This is a genomic window from Streptomyces sp. NPDC048211, from assembly GCF_043202315.1.
Lineage (GTDB): Bacteria > Actinomycetota > Actinomycetes > Streptomycetales > Streptomycetaceae > Streptomyces.
The window spans coordinates 257,841-272,649 of record NZ_JBIDAD010000009.1 but is presented as its reverse complement, the minus strand read 5'-3'; the positions used below and the strand labels follow the sequence as shown (position 1 = coordinate 272,649).

17 protein-coding genes are annotated in these 14,809 nt (G+C 71.8%); 10 read left to right on the top strand and 7 right to left on the bottom strand.

Annotation, left to right across the window (positions count from 1 at the left end):
• Window positions 1-126: 126 nt before the first annotated feature.
• Window positions 127-999 carry an undecaprenyl-diphosphate phosphatase gene (locus ACGFZA_RS29945; protein ID WP_393683176.1) on the bottom strand — a complete coding sequence of 291 codons (873 nt, stop codon included), beginning with the start codon at window positions 997-999 and terminating at the stop codon, window positions 127-129.
• Window positions 1,000-1,180: 181 nt separating this feature from the next.
• The gene (locus ACGFZA_RS29940; protein ID WP_385277000.1) at window positions 1,181-1,894 is read right to left on the bottom strand and encodes a TVP38/TMEM64 family protein; all 714 of its coding nucleotides are present in this window, start codon (window positions 1,892-1,894) and stop codon (window positions 1,181-1,183) included.
• 49 nt (window positions 1,895-1,943) lie between these two features.
• Here ACGFZA_RS29940 and ACGFZA_RS29935 point away from each other — a divergent pair, with 49 nt between their 5' ends.
• The 4 genes from ACGFZA_RS29935 to ACGFZA_RS29920 all read left to right on the top strand — a co-directional run bounded on the left by ACGFZA_RS29935 (window position 1,944) and on the right by ACGFZA_RS29920 (window position 5,946).
• On the top strand, window positions 1,944-2,684 hold the full coding sequence (locus ACGFZA_RS29935; protein WP_385277003.1) for a DNA alkylation repair protein: 741 nt from the start codon (window positions 1,944-1,946) through the stop codon (window positions 2,682-2,684).
• A gap of 303 nt (window positions 2,685-2,987) precedes the next feature.
• Window positions 2,988-4,157 (top strand): elongation factor Tu, encoded by a 1,170-nt coding sequence (tuf, locus tag ACGFZA_RS29930; RefSeq protein WP_393683173.1) that lies wholly within the window; start codon window positions 2,988-2,990, stop codon window positions 4,155-4,157.
• A 74-nt stretch (window positions 4,158-4,231) separates the two neighbouring features.
• Window positions 4,232-5,077 (top strand): patatin-like phospholipase family protein, encoded by an 846-nt coding sequence (locus ACGFZA_RS29925; RefSeq protein WP_393683171.1) that lies wholly within the window; start codon window positions 4,232-4,234, stop codon window positions 5,075-5,077.
• 23 nt (window positions 5,078-5,100) lie between these two features.
• Window positions 5,101-5,946, top strand: coding sequence for a spermidine synthase (locus tag ACGFZA_RS29920; RefSeq protein WP_393683169.1), 846 nt, complete (start codon window positions 5,101-5,103; stop codon window positions 5,944-5,946).
• Here the strand turns inward: ACGFZA_RS29920 and ACGFZA_RS29915 are convergent.
• Together ACGFZA_RS29915 and ACGFZA_RS29910 are read right to left on the bottom strand one after the other, a co-directional pair.
• Complete coding sequence (locus ACGFZA_RS29915) at window positions 5,908-7,215, bottom strand: MFS transporter (protein ID WP_385277015.1); 1,308 nt, start codon at window positions 7,213-7,215, stop codon at window positions 5,908-5,910. The two genes, ACGFZA_RS29920 and ACGFZA_RS29915, sit on opposite strands and share 39 nt — an antisense overlap.
• A gap of 53 nt (window positions 7,216-7,268) precedes the next feature.
• Complete coding sequence (locus ACGFZA_RS29910) at window positions 7,269-8,342, bottom strand: hypothetical protein (protein WP_385277018.1); 1,074 nt, start codon at window positions 8,340-8,342, stop codon at window positions 7,269-7,271.
• A 154-nt stretch (window positions 8,343-8,496) separates the two neighbouring features.
• Here ACGFZA_RS29910 and ACGFZA_RS29905 point away from each other — a divergent pair, with 154 nt between their 5' ends.
• Both ACGFZA_RS29905 and ACGFZA_RS29900 read left to right on the top strand, forming a co-directional pair.
• Window positions 8,497-8,934: a DUF4442 domain-containing protein gene (locus ACGFZA_RS29905; RefSeq protein ID WP_385277156.1), complete on the top strand. Its 438-nt coding sequence runs from the start codon at window positions 8,497-8,499 to the stop codon at window positions 8,932-8,934.
• A gap of 153 nt (window positions 8,935-9,087) precedes the next feature.
• The gene (locus ACGFZA_RS29900) at window positions 9,088-9,747 is read left to right on the top strand and encodes a DedA family protein (protein WP_385277020.1); all 660 of its coding nucleotides are present in this window, start codon (window positions 9,088-9,090) and stop codon (window positions 9,745-9,747) included.
• Window positions 9,748-9,778: 31 nt separating this feature from the next.
• Here the strand turns inward: ACGFZA_RS29900 and ACGFZA_RS29895 are convergent, their stop codons facing one another.
• On the bottom strand, window positions 9,779-10,309 hold the full coding sequence (locus ACGFZA_RS29895; RefSeq protein WP_385277022.1) for a gamma carbonic anhydrase family protein: 531 nt from the start codon (window positions 10,307-10,309) through the stop codon (window positions 9,779-9,781).
• Window positions 10,310-10,478: 169 nt separating this feature from the next.
• On the opposite strand from ACGFZA_RS29895, the gene ACGFZA_RS29890 reads away from it, so the two are divergent.
• From ACGFZA_RS29890 to ACGFZA_RS29880, 3 genes are all read left to right on the top strand, one after another.
• Window positions 10,479-11,216 (top strand): acyltransferase, encoded by a 738-nt coding sequence (locus ACGFZA_RS29890; protein WP_385277024.1) that lies wholly within the window; start codon window positions 10,479-10,481, stop codon window positions 11,214-11,216.
• A 172-nt stretch (window positions 11,217-11,388) separates the two neighbouring features.
• Window positions 11,389-11,961 (top strand): helix-turn-helix domain-containing protein, encoded by a 573-nt coding sequence (locus tag ACGFZA_RS29885; protein ID WP_393683165.1) that lies wholly within the window; start codon window positions 11,389-11,391, stop codon window positions 11,959-11,961.
• Window positions 11,962-12,005: 44 nt separating this feature from the next.
• Window positions 12,006-12,566: a YbaK/EbsC family protein gene (locus tag ACGFZA_RS29880; RefSeq protein WP_385277028.1), complete on the top strand. Its 561-nt coding sequence runs from the start codon at window positions 12,006-12,008 to the stop codon at window positions 12,564-12,566.
• A 55-nt stretch (window positions 12,567-12,621) separates the two neighbouring features.
• On the opposite strand, the gene ACGFZA_RS29875 is transcribed toward ACGFZA_RS29880, so the two are convergent.
• On the bottom strand, window positions 12,622-13,506 hold the full coding sequence (locus tag ACGFZA_RS29875; protein WP_393683162.1) for an aminoglycoside N(3)-acetyltransferase: 885 nt from the start codon (window positions 13,504-13,506) through the stop codon (window positions 12,622-12,624).
• A gap of 59 nt (window positions 13,507-13,565) precedes the next feature.
• Window positions 13,566-13,979: a CoA-binding protein gene (locus ACGFZA_RS29870; RefSeq protein WP_393683160.1), complete on the bottom strand. Its 414-nt coding sequence runs from the start codon at window positions 13,977-13,979 to the stop codon at window positions 13,566-13,568.
• A 59-nt stretch (window positions 13,980-14,038) separates the two neighbouring features.
• Between ACGFZA_RS29870 and ACGFZA_RS29865 the strand changes: the two genes are divergently transcribed.
• Window positions 14,039-14,665 (top strand): YigZ family protein, encoded by a 627-nt coding sequence (locus tag ACGFZA_RS29865; protein WP_393683158.1) that lies wholly within the window; start codon window positions 14,039-14,041, stop codon window positions 14,663-14,665.
• Window positions 14,666-14,809: the final 144 nt, after the last annotated feature.

The following is a 14,809-nucleotide window of genomic DNA, read 5'->3' as shown; positions in this document are numbered from 1 at the left end:
GGCCGGAGCGGGAGATCGACAAGGAGACGGCTGGAAGAGGATCAGGAGGAGAGGGCTCGAACGCGTGCTTGGTTCATCCGGATGCCTCCGGATTCCAGCTGGAGGCATCCGTCGGGCAGAGGGGCGTCAGCCCGCCGACTCGCCCGCGTGCGGACTCAACGCACCGGCCCCCACCAGGGCAAACAGCACGACACCCAACAGAATCCGGTAGATCACGAACGGCATGAAGCTCTTCGTCGTGATGAACTTCATGAACCAGGCGATGACCACGTACCCCACACCGAACGCGATGAAGGTCGCGAAGATCGTCGGGCCCCAGGACACATGGCCCTCGCCCGCGTCCTTCAGCTCGAAGACACCGGAGGCGAGCACCGCCGGAACGGCGAGCAGGAACGAGTAACGTGCCGCCGCCTCACGGGTGTAACCCATCAGCAGACCACCGCTGATCGTCGCTCCCGACCGGGAGACGCCCGGGACCAGGGCCATGGCCTGGCAGAAGCCGAAGATCAGGCCGTCCTTGACGCCGAGCTCCTTGAGCGACTTGCGCTCCTTGACGGCCCGGTGCTTGCCGCCCGCCTCGTCGCGCGCGGCGAGCCGGTCGGCGATGCCGAGCACGATGCCCATCACGATCAGCGTGGTGGCGATCAGGCGCAGATCGCGGAACGGGCCCTCGATCTGGTCCTTGAACGTCACGCCGAGCACACCGATGGGAATCGAGCCGACGATGACCAGCCAGCCCATCTGCGCGTCGTGGTCGCTGCGCATCGAACGGTCCGTCAGCGACCTGAACCACGCCGAGACGATGCGGACGATGTCCTTGCGGAAGTAGATGAGGACCGCGGCCTCCGTGCCGATCTGGGTGATCGCGGTGAACGCCGCGCCAGGATCGTGCCAGCCGGCGAACGCCGCGGTGAGCCGCAGATGCGCGCTGGAGGAGATCGGCAGGAACTCGGTCAGTCCTTGAACGAGGCCGAGGACGAACGATTCGAACCAGCTCATGGGGCTTGGGCCATCCCGGAGTGATCATGCATCGGCCGACGGCGTGGAGCCGTCGGCGGCGTGCGGATTGCGGTCGTGTGATGACAGGGCCGCACCGGGCCCGGAGATCGTCAGTCGGTCGCGGGCAGCGTATCGCCCCCGGATGAACACGGTGACGACTGCCCCCGCGCAGCCCGCCGCTTCACTCCGCGCCCAGCCGGTGGCGGCGACGCCAGGCGACCACGGCCCCACCGGCGCCCGTCAGCACGATGAACCCCATCGCCGCGAGGAACGCGGGCGAGGTCGGCGAGGAGGCCGAACTCCCCGCCACGACGTACGCGGCCGTGTTCGGGATCGACCCGAGGCCGGTCGCGACGAGGAACGGCGGATACCCCATGCGCGAGACGGCGGCGCAGTAGTTGGCGGCGGCGAACGGCACCCCGGGGAACAGCCGCAGCGCCAGCATCGAGCGGAAGCCGTGCCGGCTCAGCTGACCGTCCGCCGCCCGCATCCAGCGCCCGCGCAGCAGCGTACGCAGCGCCTCCTGGCCCAGGACCCGCCCGAGCATGAACGAGATGCCCGCGCCCAGCACCGTGCCCGCCAGGGCCGCCGCCAGCCCGGCCTGCGAGCCGAACAGCGCACCGGCGGCGAGATTGAGCAGCGGTCTCGGCACGAAGGCGACCGTGCAGACGCCGTACGCGAGGCCGAAGAGCACGACCGCGGCGGCCCCGCCGCTCAGCTGCGCCGGCCAGCCGGAGGTCAGCAGCCGCTGGGGTTCCAGGAGCAGCATCGTCGTCGCGGCGGCCAGCAGCACCGCTACGAGCAGGGAGAGCCGGGACCAGGGCGAGAGCAGCACCCGCGTGCAGCGCAGGGCGAGGCCGTCTGCGGGCCGGGTGACGGGGACGGGGTCGAGCATTCGGGGAGAGTAACCGACACCCGTGTGTGATCGCCGTAATGTGACCGTTATGAGCCATGGAGCCGAACCGGCCGGGAAGGACGCGGAACCCGGGCCCGGCCTGCCCCGCAGCGTGCTCGCCGACACGGTGCTGGAGCGGCTGACCCTGCTGTATCCCACGGCCGCCGACCCCGTGCGTGCCCGCTCGGCCGCGGCGTACATGAAGCACGTCGCGCCGTTCCTCGGCATTCCCACCCCACGGCGCCGGGCCCTGTCCCGTACGGTCCTCGAAGGCGCCGCACGCCCCGACGAGCGGGACTGCGCGGCGATCGCGCTGCGCTGCTGGGCGCTGCCCGAGCGCGAGTACCACTACTTCGCCGCCGACTACCTGCGCCGCCATGCGGCACGCTGCTCGTCCGGTTTCGTGCCGGTACTGCGTCACCTGGTCACCACCGTCTCCTGGTGGGACACGGTCGACGTGCTGGCCGCCCATGTCGCGGGACCGCTGGTGGCGGCCGACCCGGGGCTCCGGGGGACGATGGACGAGTGGATCGAGGACGACGACCTCTGGATCGTCCGCACCGCGCTGCTGCACCAGCTGCGCTTCAAGGAGGCCACCGACACGCGCCGGCTCCTCGCCTACTGCCTGCGGCGTGCGGAGCACCCCGACTTCTTCATCCGCAAGGCCATCGGCTGGTGCCTGCGCGAGTACTCCAAGACCGACCCGCAGGCCGTTCGCGAGTTCGTCGGGGCCAACCGGGACCGGTTGTCACCCCTGTCCGTACGCGAGGCCACCAAGCACCTCAGCTGAGGCACGGGCCGTCCAACCCCCGTACCGCCCGGAGAAATTCGCTCGACGGTCCGGCGGCCGTCGGACATGATCAAGCCATGTTCCGGTACGCCTTCCCCGCAGCGCAGTCCGCAGTCGCGGACACGCCGAAGGCTGCCGTGAGCCCCCTCGCAGCAGTTGTCGCGGCAGCGTGCACCGCTGCCGCAGCGCCCCTCGGCGGCGCCCGAAGCTGACCCTCCTCCGACTGTCCGGCGGACCCCGCAAGGGGAGGGTCGGCCGGGCCCCGGGGTCCCCTCCTCAGCTTCGCATCCCAAGGAATGAACCATGCCCAAGACGGCATACGTGCGCACCAAGCCGCACCTCAACATCGGCACCATGGGCCACGTCGACCACGGCAAGACCACCCTGACCGCCGCCATCACCAAGGTCCTCAGCGACCGCGGCACCGGCACCTTCGTCCCCTTCGACCGCATCGACCGCGCCCCCGAGGAGGCCGAGCGCGGCATCACCATCAACATCGCGCACGTCGAGTACGAGACCGGCACCCGCCACTACGCGCACGTCGACATGCCCGGACACGCCGACTACATCAAGAACATGGTGACCGGCGCCGCCCAGCTCGACGGGGCGATCCTCGTCGTCTCCGCGCTCGACGGGATCATGCCGCAGACCGCGGAGCACGTGCTGCTCGCCCGGCAGGTGGGTGTCGACCACATCGTGGTCGCGCTCAACAAGGCGGACGCGGGTGACCCCGAGCTGACCGACCTGGTCGAGCTGGAGGTACGTGAGCTGCTGTCCGCCCACGGCTACGGCGGCGACACCGTACCGGTCGTGCGGGTTTCGGGACTGCGGGCGCTGGAGGGCGACCCGCGCTGGACCGCGGCCGTCGAGGCGTTGCTCGACGCCGTCGACACGTACGTACCGATGCCGGTGCGCTACACCGACGCGCCGTTCCTCCTGTCGGTGGAGAACGTCCTGACCATCACCGGCCGGGGCACGGTCGTCACGGGTGCCGTGGAGCGCGGCACCGTGCGCGTCGGCGACCGGGTGGCGGTGCTCGGCGCGGACATCGAGACCGTCGTCACCGGTCTGGAGACCTTCGGCAAGCCGATGGAGTCCGCAGAGGCCGGCGACAACGTCGCGCTGCTCCTGCGCGGCGTCGAGCGCGACCGGGTGCGCCGCGGGCACGTCGTCGCGGCGCCGGGCAGTGTCACCCCGAGCCGGCGCTTCACCGCGCAGGTGTACGTCCTGTCGGGGCGCGAGGGCGGCCGCACGACTCCGGTCACCACCGGCTACCGGCCGCAGTTCTACATCCGCACCGCCGACGTCGCCGGTGACGTGGACCTCGGCGCGGCCGCGGTCGCGCGGCCGGGCGAGACGGTCACCATGACCGTCGAGCTGGGCCGGGACGTACCACTGGAGTCCGGCCTCGGCTTCGCCATCCGTGAGGGCGGCCGCACCGTCGGCGCGGGCACCGTCACCGGACTGCTCTGAGCCGGACGGCAGTTCAGGGTCCGCCTCCCGTATCCCGGGGAGGCGGACCCGCCACCGTCTGCCAGACTGACGGCATGGCAGAAACAGCACTGGTGCTCGGTGCCGGCGGTATCACCGGCAGCGCCTGGGAGACCGGAATCCTGCACGGCCTCGCGAAAGCGGGACTGGACCTGTCCACCGCCGACGTGATCATCGGCAGCTCGGCCGGCGCGGTCGTCGGAGCACAGCTCGCCTCCGGACTGATCGGCCTGCCGCAGCTCTACGAACTCCAGCTGGCCGAAGCCGGCGGCGAGCGCGGCGGCAGACTCGGCGCGGTCACCCTCCTGCGCTACGCGCGGGCCGTGCTGACCTCGCGCACCCCGCAGGCGTACGGGCGGAAGCTGGCCCGCATGGCCAGTGAAGCGCGGGTCGGCCTCTCCCCGGAGGAGCGGCGCGCGGTCATCGCGAGCAGGCTGCCGTCGCCGGACTGGCCGGATCGTCCGCTGCGCGTCACCGCGGTCGACGCCCTCACCGGTGAGCTGCACACGTTCGACAAGGACAGCGCGGTGTCACTGGCCGACGCGGTCACCGCGAGCTGCGCCGTCCCTGCCGTCTGGCCCGTCGCCTCCTTCGGCGGACGGTCCTGGATCGACGGCGGGGTGCACTCCCCGGCCAACGCCCACCTGGCCGCGGAATACGAGCGTGTCATCGTGATCGCGCCGACGGCCTCCGGCAACAAGGTCATCGCGTCGCCCCGCTCCCAGGCCGACGCACTGGCCGCGCAGGGTGCACGGACCGTCGTCATCACCCCGGACGCCGCAGCGAAGAAGGCCTTCGGCCGCAATCCGCTCGACCCGAGCAGCCGGGCCGCGGCCGCCCGTGCCGGGCTCGCCCAGTCGGCGGCGCACACCGAAGCCGTCGCCGCGGTCAGGAACAGCTGACCCCACGCCTCACAATGGGGGGCGTGAACGAGTCGATACCCGTCATCCGCGACGTGGACCACGGCACCGCGAGGCTCCTCCCCGACGTGGACCGGGAGCGGGCCTGGCTGCTCACGGTCGACGGCGCACCCCAGTCCTACGTCGATCTGGACGCGCCGGAGCACCTCGAATTCGAGTACGCGCGACGGCTGGCCCATGTGGTGGACTGCGCCGCCGGACCGGGAGCACCGCTGGACGTCCTGCACCTGGGCGGCGGCGCGCTCATGCTGCCCCGCTACGTCGCCGCGACCCGGCCGGGTTCACGGCAGGAGGTCGCGGAGGCGGACCGGGGTCTCCTGGACCTCGTCACGGAGCACCTGCCGCTGCCCGTGGACAGCGGGATCACCGTCCACGCGGCGGACGCCCGCAGGAAGCTGGAGGACACCGCTCCCGGCTCCGTGGACGTGCTGCTCGCCGACGTCTTCGGCGGCTCGCGGGTGCCCGCCCACCTCACGTCCGTGCCCTACGCGCAGGCTGCCGGACGGGCTCTGCGCGCGGACGGCGTCTACGCGGCGAACCTGGCGGACGGGGCGCCCTTCGGCTTCCTGCGCTCGCAGCTGGCCACCTTCGCGACAGTGTTCCCGGAGCTGGCACTGATCGCCGAGCCCGCCGTGCTGCGCGGGAGGCGCTTCGGCAACGTGGTCCTCGTCGCCTCGCACTCGCCGCTCGACACGGCCGCCCTGATCCGTCGCTGCGCGGCGGACGCGTTTCCGGCCCGGGTCGAGCACGGCGACGCGGTGGCCTCGCTCCTCAAGGGCGCCCGGCCGGTGGGCGACGACGAGGCGGTCGCCTCACCCGAGCCGCCCGACGGCGCTTTCAGCATCGGCTGACGCGGGCGGGATCTTGGACAGCACCTCGGTGGACCCGGTCCTGCGGGTCAGGTTCCGCACGTCCGGCACGAACAGCACCGCTGCGGTGACCAGGACGACCAATCCCGCACAGCCCCACAGCGCCTGACTGCGTCCGACCAGCGACTCCACCGGGCCGGCGAGCGCGGTGGCCAGGGGCACCATGGCCACCGAGCCGAACCAGTCGTACGCCGAGACCCGAGAGAGCTTCTCCTCCGGGATCTCCTGGTGCATGGCCGTCATCCAGGAGACGCCGAACACCTCGATGGCGGCCCCGCTGACGAACATCACCGCGCACAGGCCCGCCACCGGAAGCGGCACGGCGAGCCCCGCGGAGGGCAGGGCCAGCGGGAAGACGCAGAGGGTCCCGGCCAGCAGGAGGCGCCGCGGCTTCCACCGCATCATCAGCAGCCCTCCCGCCACGGTGCCGACGCCGAACGCGGCGAGCGCGAAGCCCCAGGGGCGGGCGCCGCCGAGTTCGTCCCGGGCGACGAGCGGCCCGTACACCGCCTCGGCCGCCCCTACCGCGGCGACGACCACGGAGAACTGGGCCACGATGGCCCAGAGCCAGGCACGGCCGATGAACTCCTGCCAGCCGTCCCGCAGATCGGCCAGGAGGCCGCCGCCAGGTTCCCGCTCGGGGATGTGACTCACGTCGAGGAAGGCGCGCAGCGACCCCGCCACGGCGAAGGCGGCGGCGTCGACGGCCAGGACCCAGCCCGGGTCCATCGCCGCGATCATGGCGCCGCCGAGAGCCGCGCCGCCGATGGCCGCGCCCTGCATCGACATCCTGAACAGGGCGAAGGCGCGGCTCGCCTGTTCGCCGGTGACGCTGGACATCAGCATGCCCTCGGCCGCCGGGTTGAAGAAGGCCTGTCCGGTGCCGCACAGGGCGGTCAGCAGCATCATCTGCCACAGCTGGGGGTCACCGGCCAGGACCAGCCAGGCGAAGACACCCTGGGACACGAAGTTGAGGGCGTTGGCCGCGACCATGACGCGGTGGCGCGGCAGGCGGTCGGCTATCGCCCCGCCGATCAGCAGGAAGAGCACCAGTGGCGCGGTCCTGGCGGCGGCCACCAGACCGACGTCCCCGGCGTCGCCGCCCGCCTGCAGAACCGCGAACGCCGCCGCGATCAGCGCGCCATGGGTGCCCAGGCCCGTGATGATCGCGGCGGCGGTCAGCAGCCGGTAGTTGCGGCCCGCCGGGGTGGGGCGGTCCGAGCGGGGTGCGGGGTCGGCTGCGTCAGTCACTCAGGGACTATCGCGGCAGTGACCCCGTTGTGCCAAATGCATTCCGGCCGAGATCAGGACTCGGACTCGGTGATCTTCACCAGCCGCACCGTGCTCAGGATCTTCTGGATCGTCGCGTCGGGCAGTTCGCCCTCGACGCCCGCCGCGGCGTACAGCACCCAGGAGGAGAACGCACCGCTGCTGTTCTTGAAGGTGAAGGCGAAGGTCTTGCCGTCGCTGTCGCACTTCGTCTTCTTGGTGACGTTCGGCGCGGTCGCGGTGACCAGGCTGCCCGTCAGTCCCGACTTGGTGGTGTACTGCTTGGCCTTGCTGATCTTGATGGTCTTCTTCGGCATGTGCTGCGCGTACGCGCCCCACGCCCAGGTGCCCGCCTCGTTGCGGGCGTTCAGAGCGGCGTCCGTGGCGCCCTCGGCACCGCGGGTGCCGGTGCCTGCCAGGCTGTAGTTCTCCTTGGTGCCGTCCTTGTCCTCGTCGTCGACGCACCACTTCTTCTTGTAGTCCGCCGGCGCGGAGAAGCCGATGAGCGGCGGCTTGTCCTCCTTCGACTCGTCCTCGAAGTACGAGAACACGCCGGGGGCCGCGACCTCCCAGTCGCCGGGCACGTCGAACTGGGTGCCCCACTTGGGGTTGGTCACGACCTTCCAGCCCGCGATGAGCGGCTTGGCGTCGCCGCCCTCGCCGCGCGGGTTCGCCACGGGCGAGGACGCGGCGTCGGAGGGCTTGGCGGGCGCGGACGACTTCTTGTCGTCGGCGACGTTCTTGCCGTTCTCGTCGTCCTTCTTGTTCAGCACGACGACGCCGGTGACCGCCGCGGCCACCACGACCGCGGTCGCCGCCACGATGGCGATGACGGTCGTCTTCTTCTTGTCGTTGCCGGGCTGGGGCCCGCCGGGCGGACCGGGCACCGCGTACTGCGGGACGGTCGGCTGCTGGTACGGGTTGGGCTGCTGGTAACCCGGCTGCCCCTGCTGCGGGTAGCCGTACCCGGGCTGCTGCTCGGGACCCGGCTGCTGGTACCCCGGCTGTTGATAGGGGTTCGGCTGCTGGTACCCCGGCTGCTGGTACGGGTTCTGGTTCTGGTCCTGCGGGTTTTGCTCGCCCCCGGGCGGCTGCTGTCCTGGCCACATGGCGAGTAACGATAGAGGTGCGGCGCCCGGGCGGCTACGGCCGCCCCCGTGAGCGGACGGTGAAGGATCCGGCCGGGGCGCGGACGCGTGGCCGAGGAGCCATGGCCAAAGCCTTCTACCCATGAGTAACATCTTGCTCATGAGCGCTGAACAGATGACCGCCGGCGAGATGGTCGCCGCGTCGGTTCCGATGGTCCGGACCCTCAACCTCGAATTCCTGGAGTCCACCGCCGAACGTGCGGTGGTCCGCATGCCGGACCAGGCCGACTTCCACAACCACCTCGGCGGACCGCACGCCGGAGCGATGTTCACGCTGGCGGAGTCGGCGAGCGGCGCCATCGTCATGGCCGCGTTCGGTGACCAGCTGACGCGGGCCGTGCCGCTCGCCGTGAACGCCCGGATCGACTACAAGAAGCTGGCGATGGGTGAGGTCACCGCGACCGCCGCACTCGGCCGACCGGTGGCCGACGTCGTCGCCGAGCTCGACGCGGGCGAGCGCCCCGAGTTCCCGGTGGACATCCGCATCGAGCGGGCCGACGGCGGCGTGACCGGCGAGATGACCGTGATCTGGACGCTGCGCCCGAACTCCTGATTCCGGCCGCCGCCCCTGGGCCGCCCCGCACCCGGGAGGGAGCGGGGCGGCCCTTCGCGCTGTCCGGGCCGACGGGTCGACGGGTAGGCTTCCCGCCGTGCGCCGAGGAGTTGTCCGGCGGGCGATGAGGACATCACTACGGAGGAACCGGCGTTGCACATCCAGGAGTGGCTGGAGACCGTCCCCGCGATCAGCGTGTACGTCCTGGTGGGCGTCGTGATCGGACTGGAGAGCCTGGGCATTCCGCTGCCCGGCGAGATCGTCCTGATCAGCGCGGCGCTGCTGGCCGCCGGACACGACGGGATCAACCCGTGGGTCCTGGGCGCCTGCGCCACCGCCGGGGCGGTGATCGGTGACTCGATCGGCTACGCCATCGGCCGCAAGGGGGGCAGGCCGCTGCTCGCCTGGCTCGGCGGGAAGTTCCCCCGGCACTTCGGCGAGGGCCAGATCGCCATGGCGGAGCGGTCGTTCCAGAAATGGGGCATGTGGGCGGTCTTCTTCGGGCGCTTCGTCGCGCTGCTGCGCATCTTCGCCGGTCCGCTCGCGGGTGTCCTGCACATGCCGTACTGGAAGTTCCTGATCGCCAACGTGCTCGGCGGGATCGCCTGGGCGGGGGGCACCACGGCGGTCATCTACTCCGTGGGCGTCGTCGCCGAGGAGTGGCTCAAGCGGTTCTCGTACCTGGGACTCGCGATCGCGGTCCTGATCGGGCTCGCCTCGATGCTGGTCATCAAGAACCGGGCCAAGAAGGCGGCCGCGCACTCCACCGCCGAGTCCGCACCGGAGCCGGGGGCCGTACCCGTCGCCGACTGACGGGGGCCGGCCCCCGGCCGGGACCTGCGGCTCAGTCCTCGTACGCCTGTCGGTGGGCCTTGGCCAGCTCCACGTAACCGACCGCGTTGAACTTGATGCCCTCCAGCTCCTCCTCGGTCAGCTGCCGCTTGACCTTGGCGGGCACTCCCGCGACGAGCGATCCCGGGGGGACGCGCATCCCCTGCGGGACGAGGGCCTGGGCCGCGATCAGCGAACCGGCACCGATGTGCGCACCGTTGAGCACGGTGGCACCCATGCCGACCAGGACGTCGTCCTCGATGGTGCAGCCGTGCAGCACGGCGTTGTGTCCGACCGACACGCGCTCGCCGACCGTGACCGGGAATCCGGGGTCGACGTGGACGCTGCAGTTGTCCTGGATGTTCGATGCGGCGCCGATGACGATCGGGCCGCAGTCCGCCCGGAGTACCGCGTGGTACCAGAGGCTGGAACCCGCGGCCATGGTGATCTCACCGATCGCGACCGACGTCGGGGCGGTGAAGGCATCCGCGTGGATGACCGGCTCCTTGCCGCCCATGGCCGTGATCAACGCCTGCTCCGCCATCGCGCGTCCTTCCCTGCTCCGGTGATGTGGGTGCGGCCGGCCCGTGCTCGCCGAACCGGTGCCGCCCGGGAAACGGTATGCGACGGGTGCGCCGCTCCGCGGTGCGGTGGGGTGAAGATCACAGGCCGGGGCGGCGGCCGCCCGCAGGCCCGCCGACTACCGTGTGCGAGTGCCGAAGAACAGAAACACGTTCTCCTCCCTGACCGCCTGGCGGCGGCGCGCCCTGTCCGGGGCCGTCCACCGCTGCTGGCGCTGGGTGCAGAAGACGGGCGCGGTCACGGCATCCCACCCCGGCGGGCTGCGGTTCGGCCGGATCGGGGAGGGCACCCGACTGGCCTTCCCGCAGGGAACGGTGTTCGGGGAGCCGTGGATCGAGCTGGGCGCCCACTGCGTCATCGGCGAGCAGGTCACCCTGACGGCGGGGCTCATGCCCGATCTGGATCTCGGATCCGATCCGATCCTGACGCTCGGCGACGGTGTGGTGCTGGGCCGCGGCAGCCACGTCGTCGCGGACACCACGGTGACCATCGGCTCGGACACGTACTGCGGACCGTACGTCTACATCACCTCGACCAATCACAGCTATGACGATCCGCAGGAGCCGGTCGGCAAGCAGTGGCCGCGGATGGAGCCGGTGGCCATCGGCCCCGGCTGCTGGATCGGCACCGGAGCGGTGATCCTGCCGGGCGCCAGGCTCGGCCGCAACGTGGTGGTGGCCGCCGGCGCGGTGGTGCGCGGCGAGGTGCCCGACCATGCGGTGGTCGCCGGGGCCCCGGCCCGTGTCGTACGGAGCTGGGACGCCGAGAAGGGGTGGCAGCCGCCCCTGCGGACGCCGGCCCCGGTGCCGATCCCGGCTGGAGTGACCCCGGAACAGCTCCTGGCCGTGGCGGAGCTCGACGAGAGCTGAGGCCGCACCGTCGCGCCGGCCCGCGGCGAGTGCCGGTGGCTGTCGTGCGGCTGGCGGCCGGGGCGGACGCGCGGGCCGCGGGCGGGCCTCGCAGTACAGTGCGGTGAACGGTGGGTACACCACGCCGTAGTGCAGCGCGTTCCACCACGGCATCCAGAATATTGGACGAAATGTGACTGATCTCGACCACCTGACCCAGTGCCTCGCGCGGAACCTCAAGCGCTGGCGCGGCGAGCGGGGCTTCACCCTGGACGCCCTCGCCGCCCGGGCCGGGGTCAGCCGCGGAATGATCATCCAGATCGAGCAGGCCCGCACCAACCCCAGCGTCGGCACCACGGTCAAGCTCGCCGACGCCCTGGGAATCAGCATCACCACGCTGCTCGACCACGAACAGGGCACACCGGTCCGCCTCGTCCCCGGCCACCAGGTCGTCCGCATGTGGTCCACGGAGGCGGGCAGCTCCAGCACCCTGCTGGTCGGTGCGGAGGCCCGGGGCCCGCTGGAGCTCTGGTCCTGGCAGCTGATGCCCGGCGACGGCAGTGCCTCCGACCCGCACCCCGAAGGAGCCGTGGAACTCCTCCACGTCACCGCGGGCACCCTCACGCTGGTCGTCGACGACACCGCGTACGCCGTGCCCGCGGGCACCTCCGCCACCTTCGAGGCGCACCACGCGCACGCCTACCGCAACGAAGGCTCCGAACCCGTCGCCGTCACCATGGTCGTATCCATCCCGCCCGCCGGATGAGACACCCGATCGGGCGGGGGACAGGGGCTGTTAGCGTGGCGCGCATGCGCGCACCCATCGGCTCCTTCGAGGACGCCTGCCCCGCTGTCGAACGCCTCGGACTCCTCACCGCCCCGGTGGCGCGGGCGGTACGCGAAGGGTGGGGCGGTATCCCCGCCGAGCAGGTCATCCACGTCGACACGGACCCGGAGATCGCCGACACGGCCGCCTTCGTCGAGCACCACGGGGCCGAGCTGCTGGACCGCTCGGCCAACTGTGTCGTCCTGGTGGGCAAGCGCGGCGATGAGGTCACCCTGGCCGCCTGCCTCGTCCTCTCCAGCTGCCGCATCGATGTGAACGGCGCCGTTCGCCGGCAACTCGGTTCCCGCAAGGTCAGGTTCGCCCCGATGGACACCGCGACCGGCGGGACGGGAATGGAGTACGGCGGCATCACACCCGTCGGACTCCCCGGTGCCTGGCCCCTGCTGGTCGACCCCGCCGTGGTGGACGAGGACTGGGTCCTCGTCGGCAGCGGCACCCGCCGGGGCAAGCTGATCCTGCCGGGCAAGGCGCTGGCGGCGCTGCCGGGTGCTGTGGTGGTCGAAGGGCTCGGGATCGCCGGCTAGGACCTTTCGTTCGGATCCGGCCCGATCCAGACGAGAGGGTGTACTGACCGCCGGGTCACGGCGGTGGAGCGTCAGGCGGACGTGGGCACGGTTCGCCTCCGCGTGCGAGAGCACCGCCGCGGTGCGCCGGCAGCCAGTCCAGGGCGAACGCGACCGCTGCCGGGAACCGGAACAGGCGGCCCGTGGCGGAGCCCACCTGAGCGGTGCGGACGGCCCTGCCTCGGTCCGATCGTTCGAAGTCCGCGCCCAGGGCCGCGAAGTCGCTGTCGTCCAGGGCCACGTCCTCGTACTCCCACCACCGGCGGCGGCGGCCCCCGTCCCGCACCACACACCGGTAGGTGCGCCGGGGCGGCGACGGGACGCGGTACTCGGCGAGGTGGAACGCCGTGCAGGAGCCGAAGCCGGTACCGAGCAGCAGAACCCGGGCCCGCAGTTCGTGCAGGCGGGCCAGTGGTGAGTCCTCGCCCAGGTGGCAGTCGGGGTGATGGTCCGCCACCACATGGCCGGCCCGGGGGCCGAGTGCGGCGAAGGAGGTCTGCGGGTGCGCGCTGCGGACCGAGCCGGGGGTCCGGCGTACCGCTTCGGCGAGCCGGCCCATCGAGGGGGCCGCCGTGGTGGCCGGATCGAATGCGGGCATCGCCGCCCGCACGGCTTCCCGCTCCCGCTCGCCGAGGCCGCGGACCCGGGCGTGGTACTGCGCGGAGGTGTCGGAGTTCTCCGGAGTGAAGGCCGGAACCACCAGCGTGCCCTCGGGGCCCACCACGTCCCGCAGGGCGGCCGCGACGGCGTCCGCGCCGCCGTCCACGGCTCCCACCGCGCGCAGTGACGCGTGCACCATCAGCACGCTGCCGCGCCCGACACCGAGCGAGGCCAGCTGTCCGGCCAGAGTGGCCCTGCTGTGCGGAACGGTCGGCACCCCAGGGGTGCGGGCAGCACTCACAGCAGACCATTGTCCCGGCCCGGAGCGGCGTGTGACACCCCGCACATGTGAGCGGTCGGCTACGACGCTCCCAGCGCGGGGATCTCGATGGCGGGGCAACGGTCCATGACCATGTCGAGCCCGGCCGCCCTGGTGCGCTCGTACGCCTGCTCGTCGATCACACCGAGCTGGAACCAGACCGACGAGGCGCCGATCGCCACCGCCTGGTCCGCCACCGCACCGGCCAGCTCACTGTTGACGAAGACGTCCACCACATCGACCGGGAAGGGGATGTCCGCCAGGGATGCGTAGCCCTCCTCGCCGTGCACCCGCTCGGCCTTGGGATGGACGGGCACCACCCGCTTGCCGAAGCGCTGGAGCACCTCGGCCACTCCGTAGGCCGCGCGCGAGCGGTTGTTGGACAGCCCCACCACCGCCCAGGTGTCGCCGCCGTCCTCGAGAACCCTGCGGATCGTCTCCGTGTCTGCGTACATGGTCCGCACAACGGACGGCCGCTCCGGACCATTCCCGCAGGTGCGCATAGGCTGGCCGGATGCAGGAGCAGTACCGGACAGTCGCCCGCGCGGGCGTGCACGAGACCGAGATCAACCGATCGCGCTTCATCTGCGCGCTCGCCCCCGCAGCAACCGAACAGGACGCCCAGGACTTCGTCGCACGCGTCCGCCGGGAACACCCGACGGCCAGCCACAACTGCTTCGCGTACGTGATCGGCGCCGACGCCTCCGTACAGAAGGCCGGCGACGACGGCGAGCCGGGGGGCACCGCCGGTGTCCCCATGCTGCAGATGCTCACCCGTCGCGAGATGCGGTACGTCGTCGCCGTCGTGACCCGCTACTACGGCGGGGTGAAACTCGGTGCCGGCGGACTGATCCGGGCCTACGGGGGCGTGGTCGGCGAGGCCCTCGACGTCCTCGGCACGCTCACCCGGCAGCGGTTCCGGATCGCGACCGTCACCGTGGGACACCAGCGCGCAGGCAGGCTGGAGAACGAACTGCGGGCCACCGGACGCACGGTGCGCGAGGTCCGGTACGCGGAGGCCGTGACCATCGAGATCGGGCTGCCGGACGCCGAGGTCGAGGAGTTCCGGCGCTGGCTGGCCGACGCCACGGCGGGCGAGGCGGGACTGGAACTGGGTGCCGAGGCGTACGGGGACGCCTGAGCGGCCCGGCCCGGCGAACTGTCGGCACCCGCGTTCCCGGCTGTTGCCCCGGCCGCGCATCCGGTGATGGGAGACTGTGGTGCGTGAGGGAACAGGGGCAGGGGGCGCACGAGTGGTGGGCGCCGGGAGCGGGCACCTGAACCG

Coding starts and splice junctions, on each gene's coding strand:
- ACGFZA_RS29945 (WP_393683176.1), bottom strand. CDS start 999: ATGAGCTGGTTCGAATCGTTCGTCCTCGGCCTCGTTCAAGGACTGACC.
- ACGFZA_RS29940 (WP_385277000.1), bottom strand. CDS start 1,894: ATGCTCGACCCCGTCCCCGTCACCCGGCCCGCAGACGGCCTCGCCCTG.
- ACGFZA_RS29935 (WP_385277003.1), top strand. CDS start 1,944: ATGAGCCATGGAGCCGAACCGGCCGGGAAGGACGCGGAACCCGGGCCC.
- tuf (WP_393683173.1), top strand. CDS start 2,988: ATGCCCAAGACGGCATACGTGCGCACCAAGCCGCACCTCAACATCGGC.
- ACGFZA_RS29925 (WP_393683171.1), top strand. CDS start 4,232: ATGGCAGAAACAGCACTGGTGCTCGGTGCCGGCGGTATCACCGGCAGC.
- ACGFZA_RS29910 (WP_385277018.1), bottom strand. CDS start 8,342: ATGTGGCCAGGACAGCAGCCGCCCGGGGGCGAGCAAAACCCGCAGGAC.
- ACGFZA_RS29905 (WP_385277156.1), top strand. CDS start 8,497: ATGACCGCCGGCGAGATGGTCGCCGCGTCGGTTCCGATGGTCCGGACC.
- ACGFZA_RS29895 (WP_385277022.1), bottom strand. CDS start 10,309: ATGGCGGAGCAGGCGTTGATCACGGCCATGGGCGGCAAGGAGCCGGTC.
- ACGFZA_RS29880 (WP_385277028.1), top strand. CDS start 12,006: ATGCGCGCACCCATCGGCTCCTTCGAGGACGCCTGCCCCGCTGTCGAA.
- ACGFZA_RS29870 (WP_393683160.1), bottom strand. CDS start 13,979: ATGTACGCAGACACGGAGACGATCCGCAGGGTTCTCGAGGACGGCGGC.
- ACGFZA_RS29865 (WP_393683158.1), top strand. CDS start 14,039: ATGCAGGAGCAGTACCGGACAGTCGCCCGCGCGGGCGTGCACGAGACC.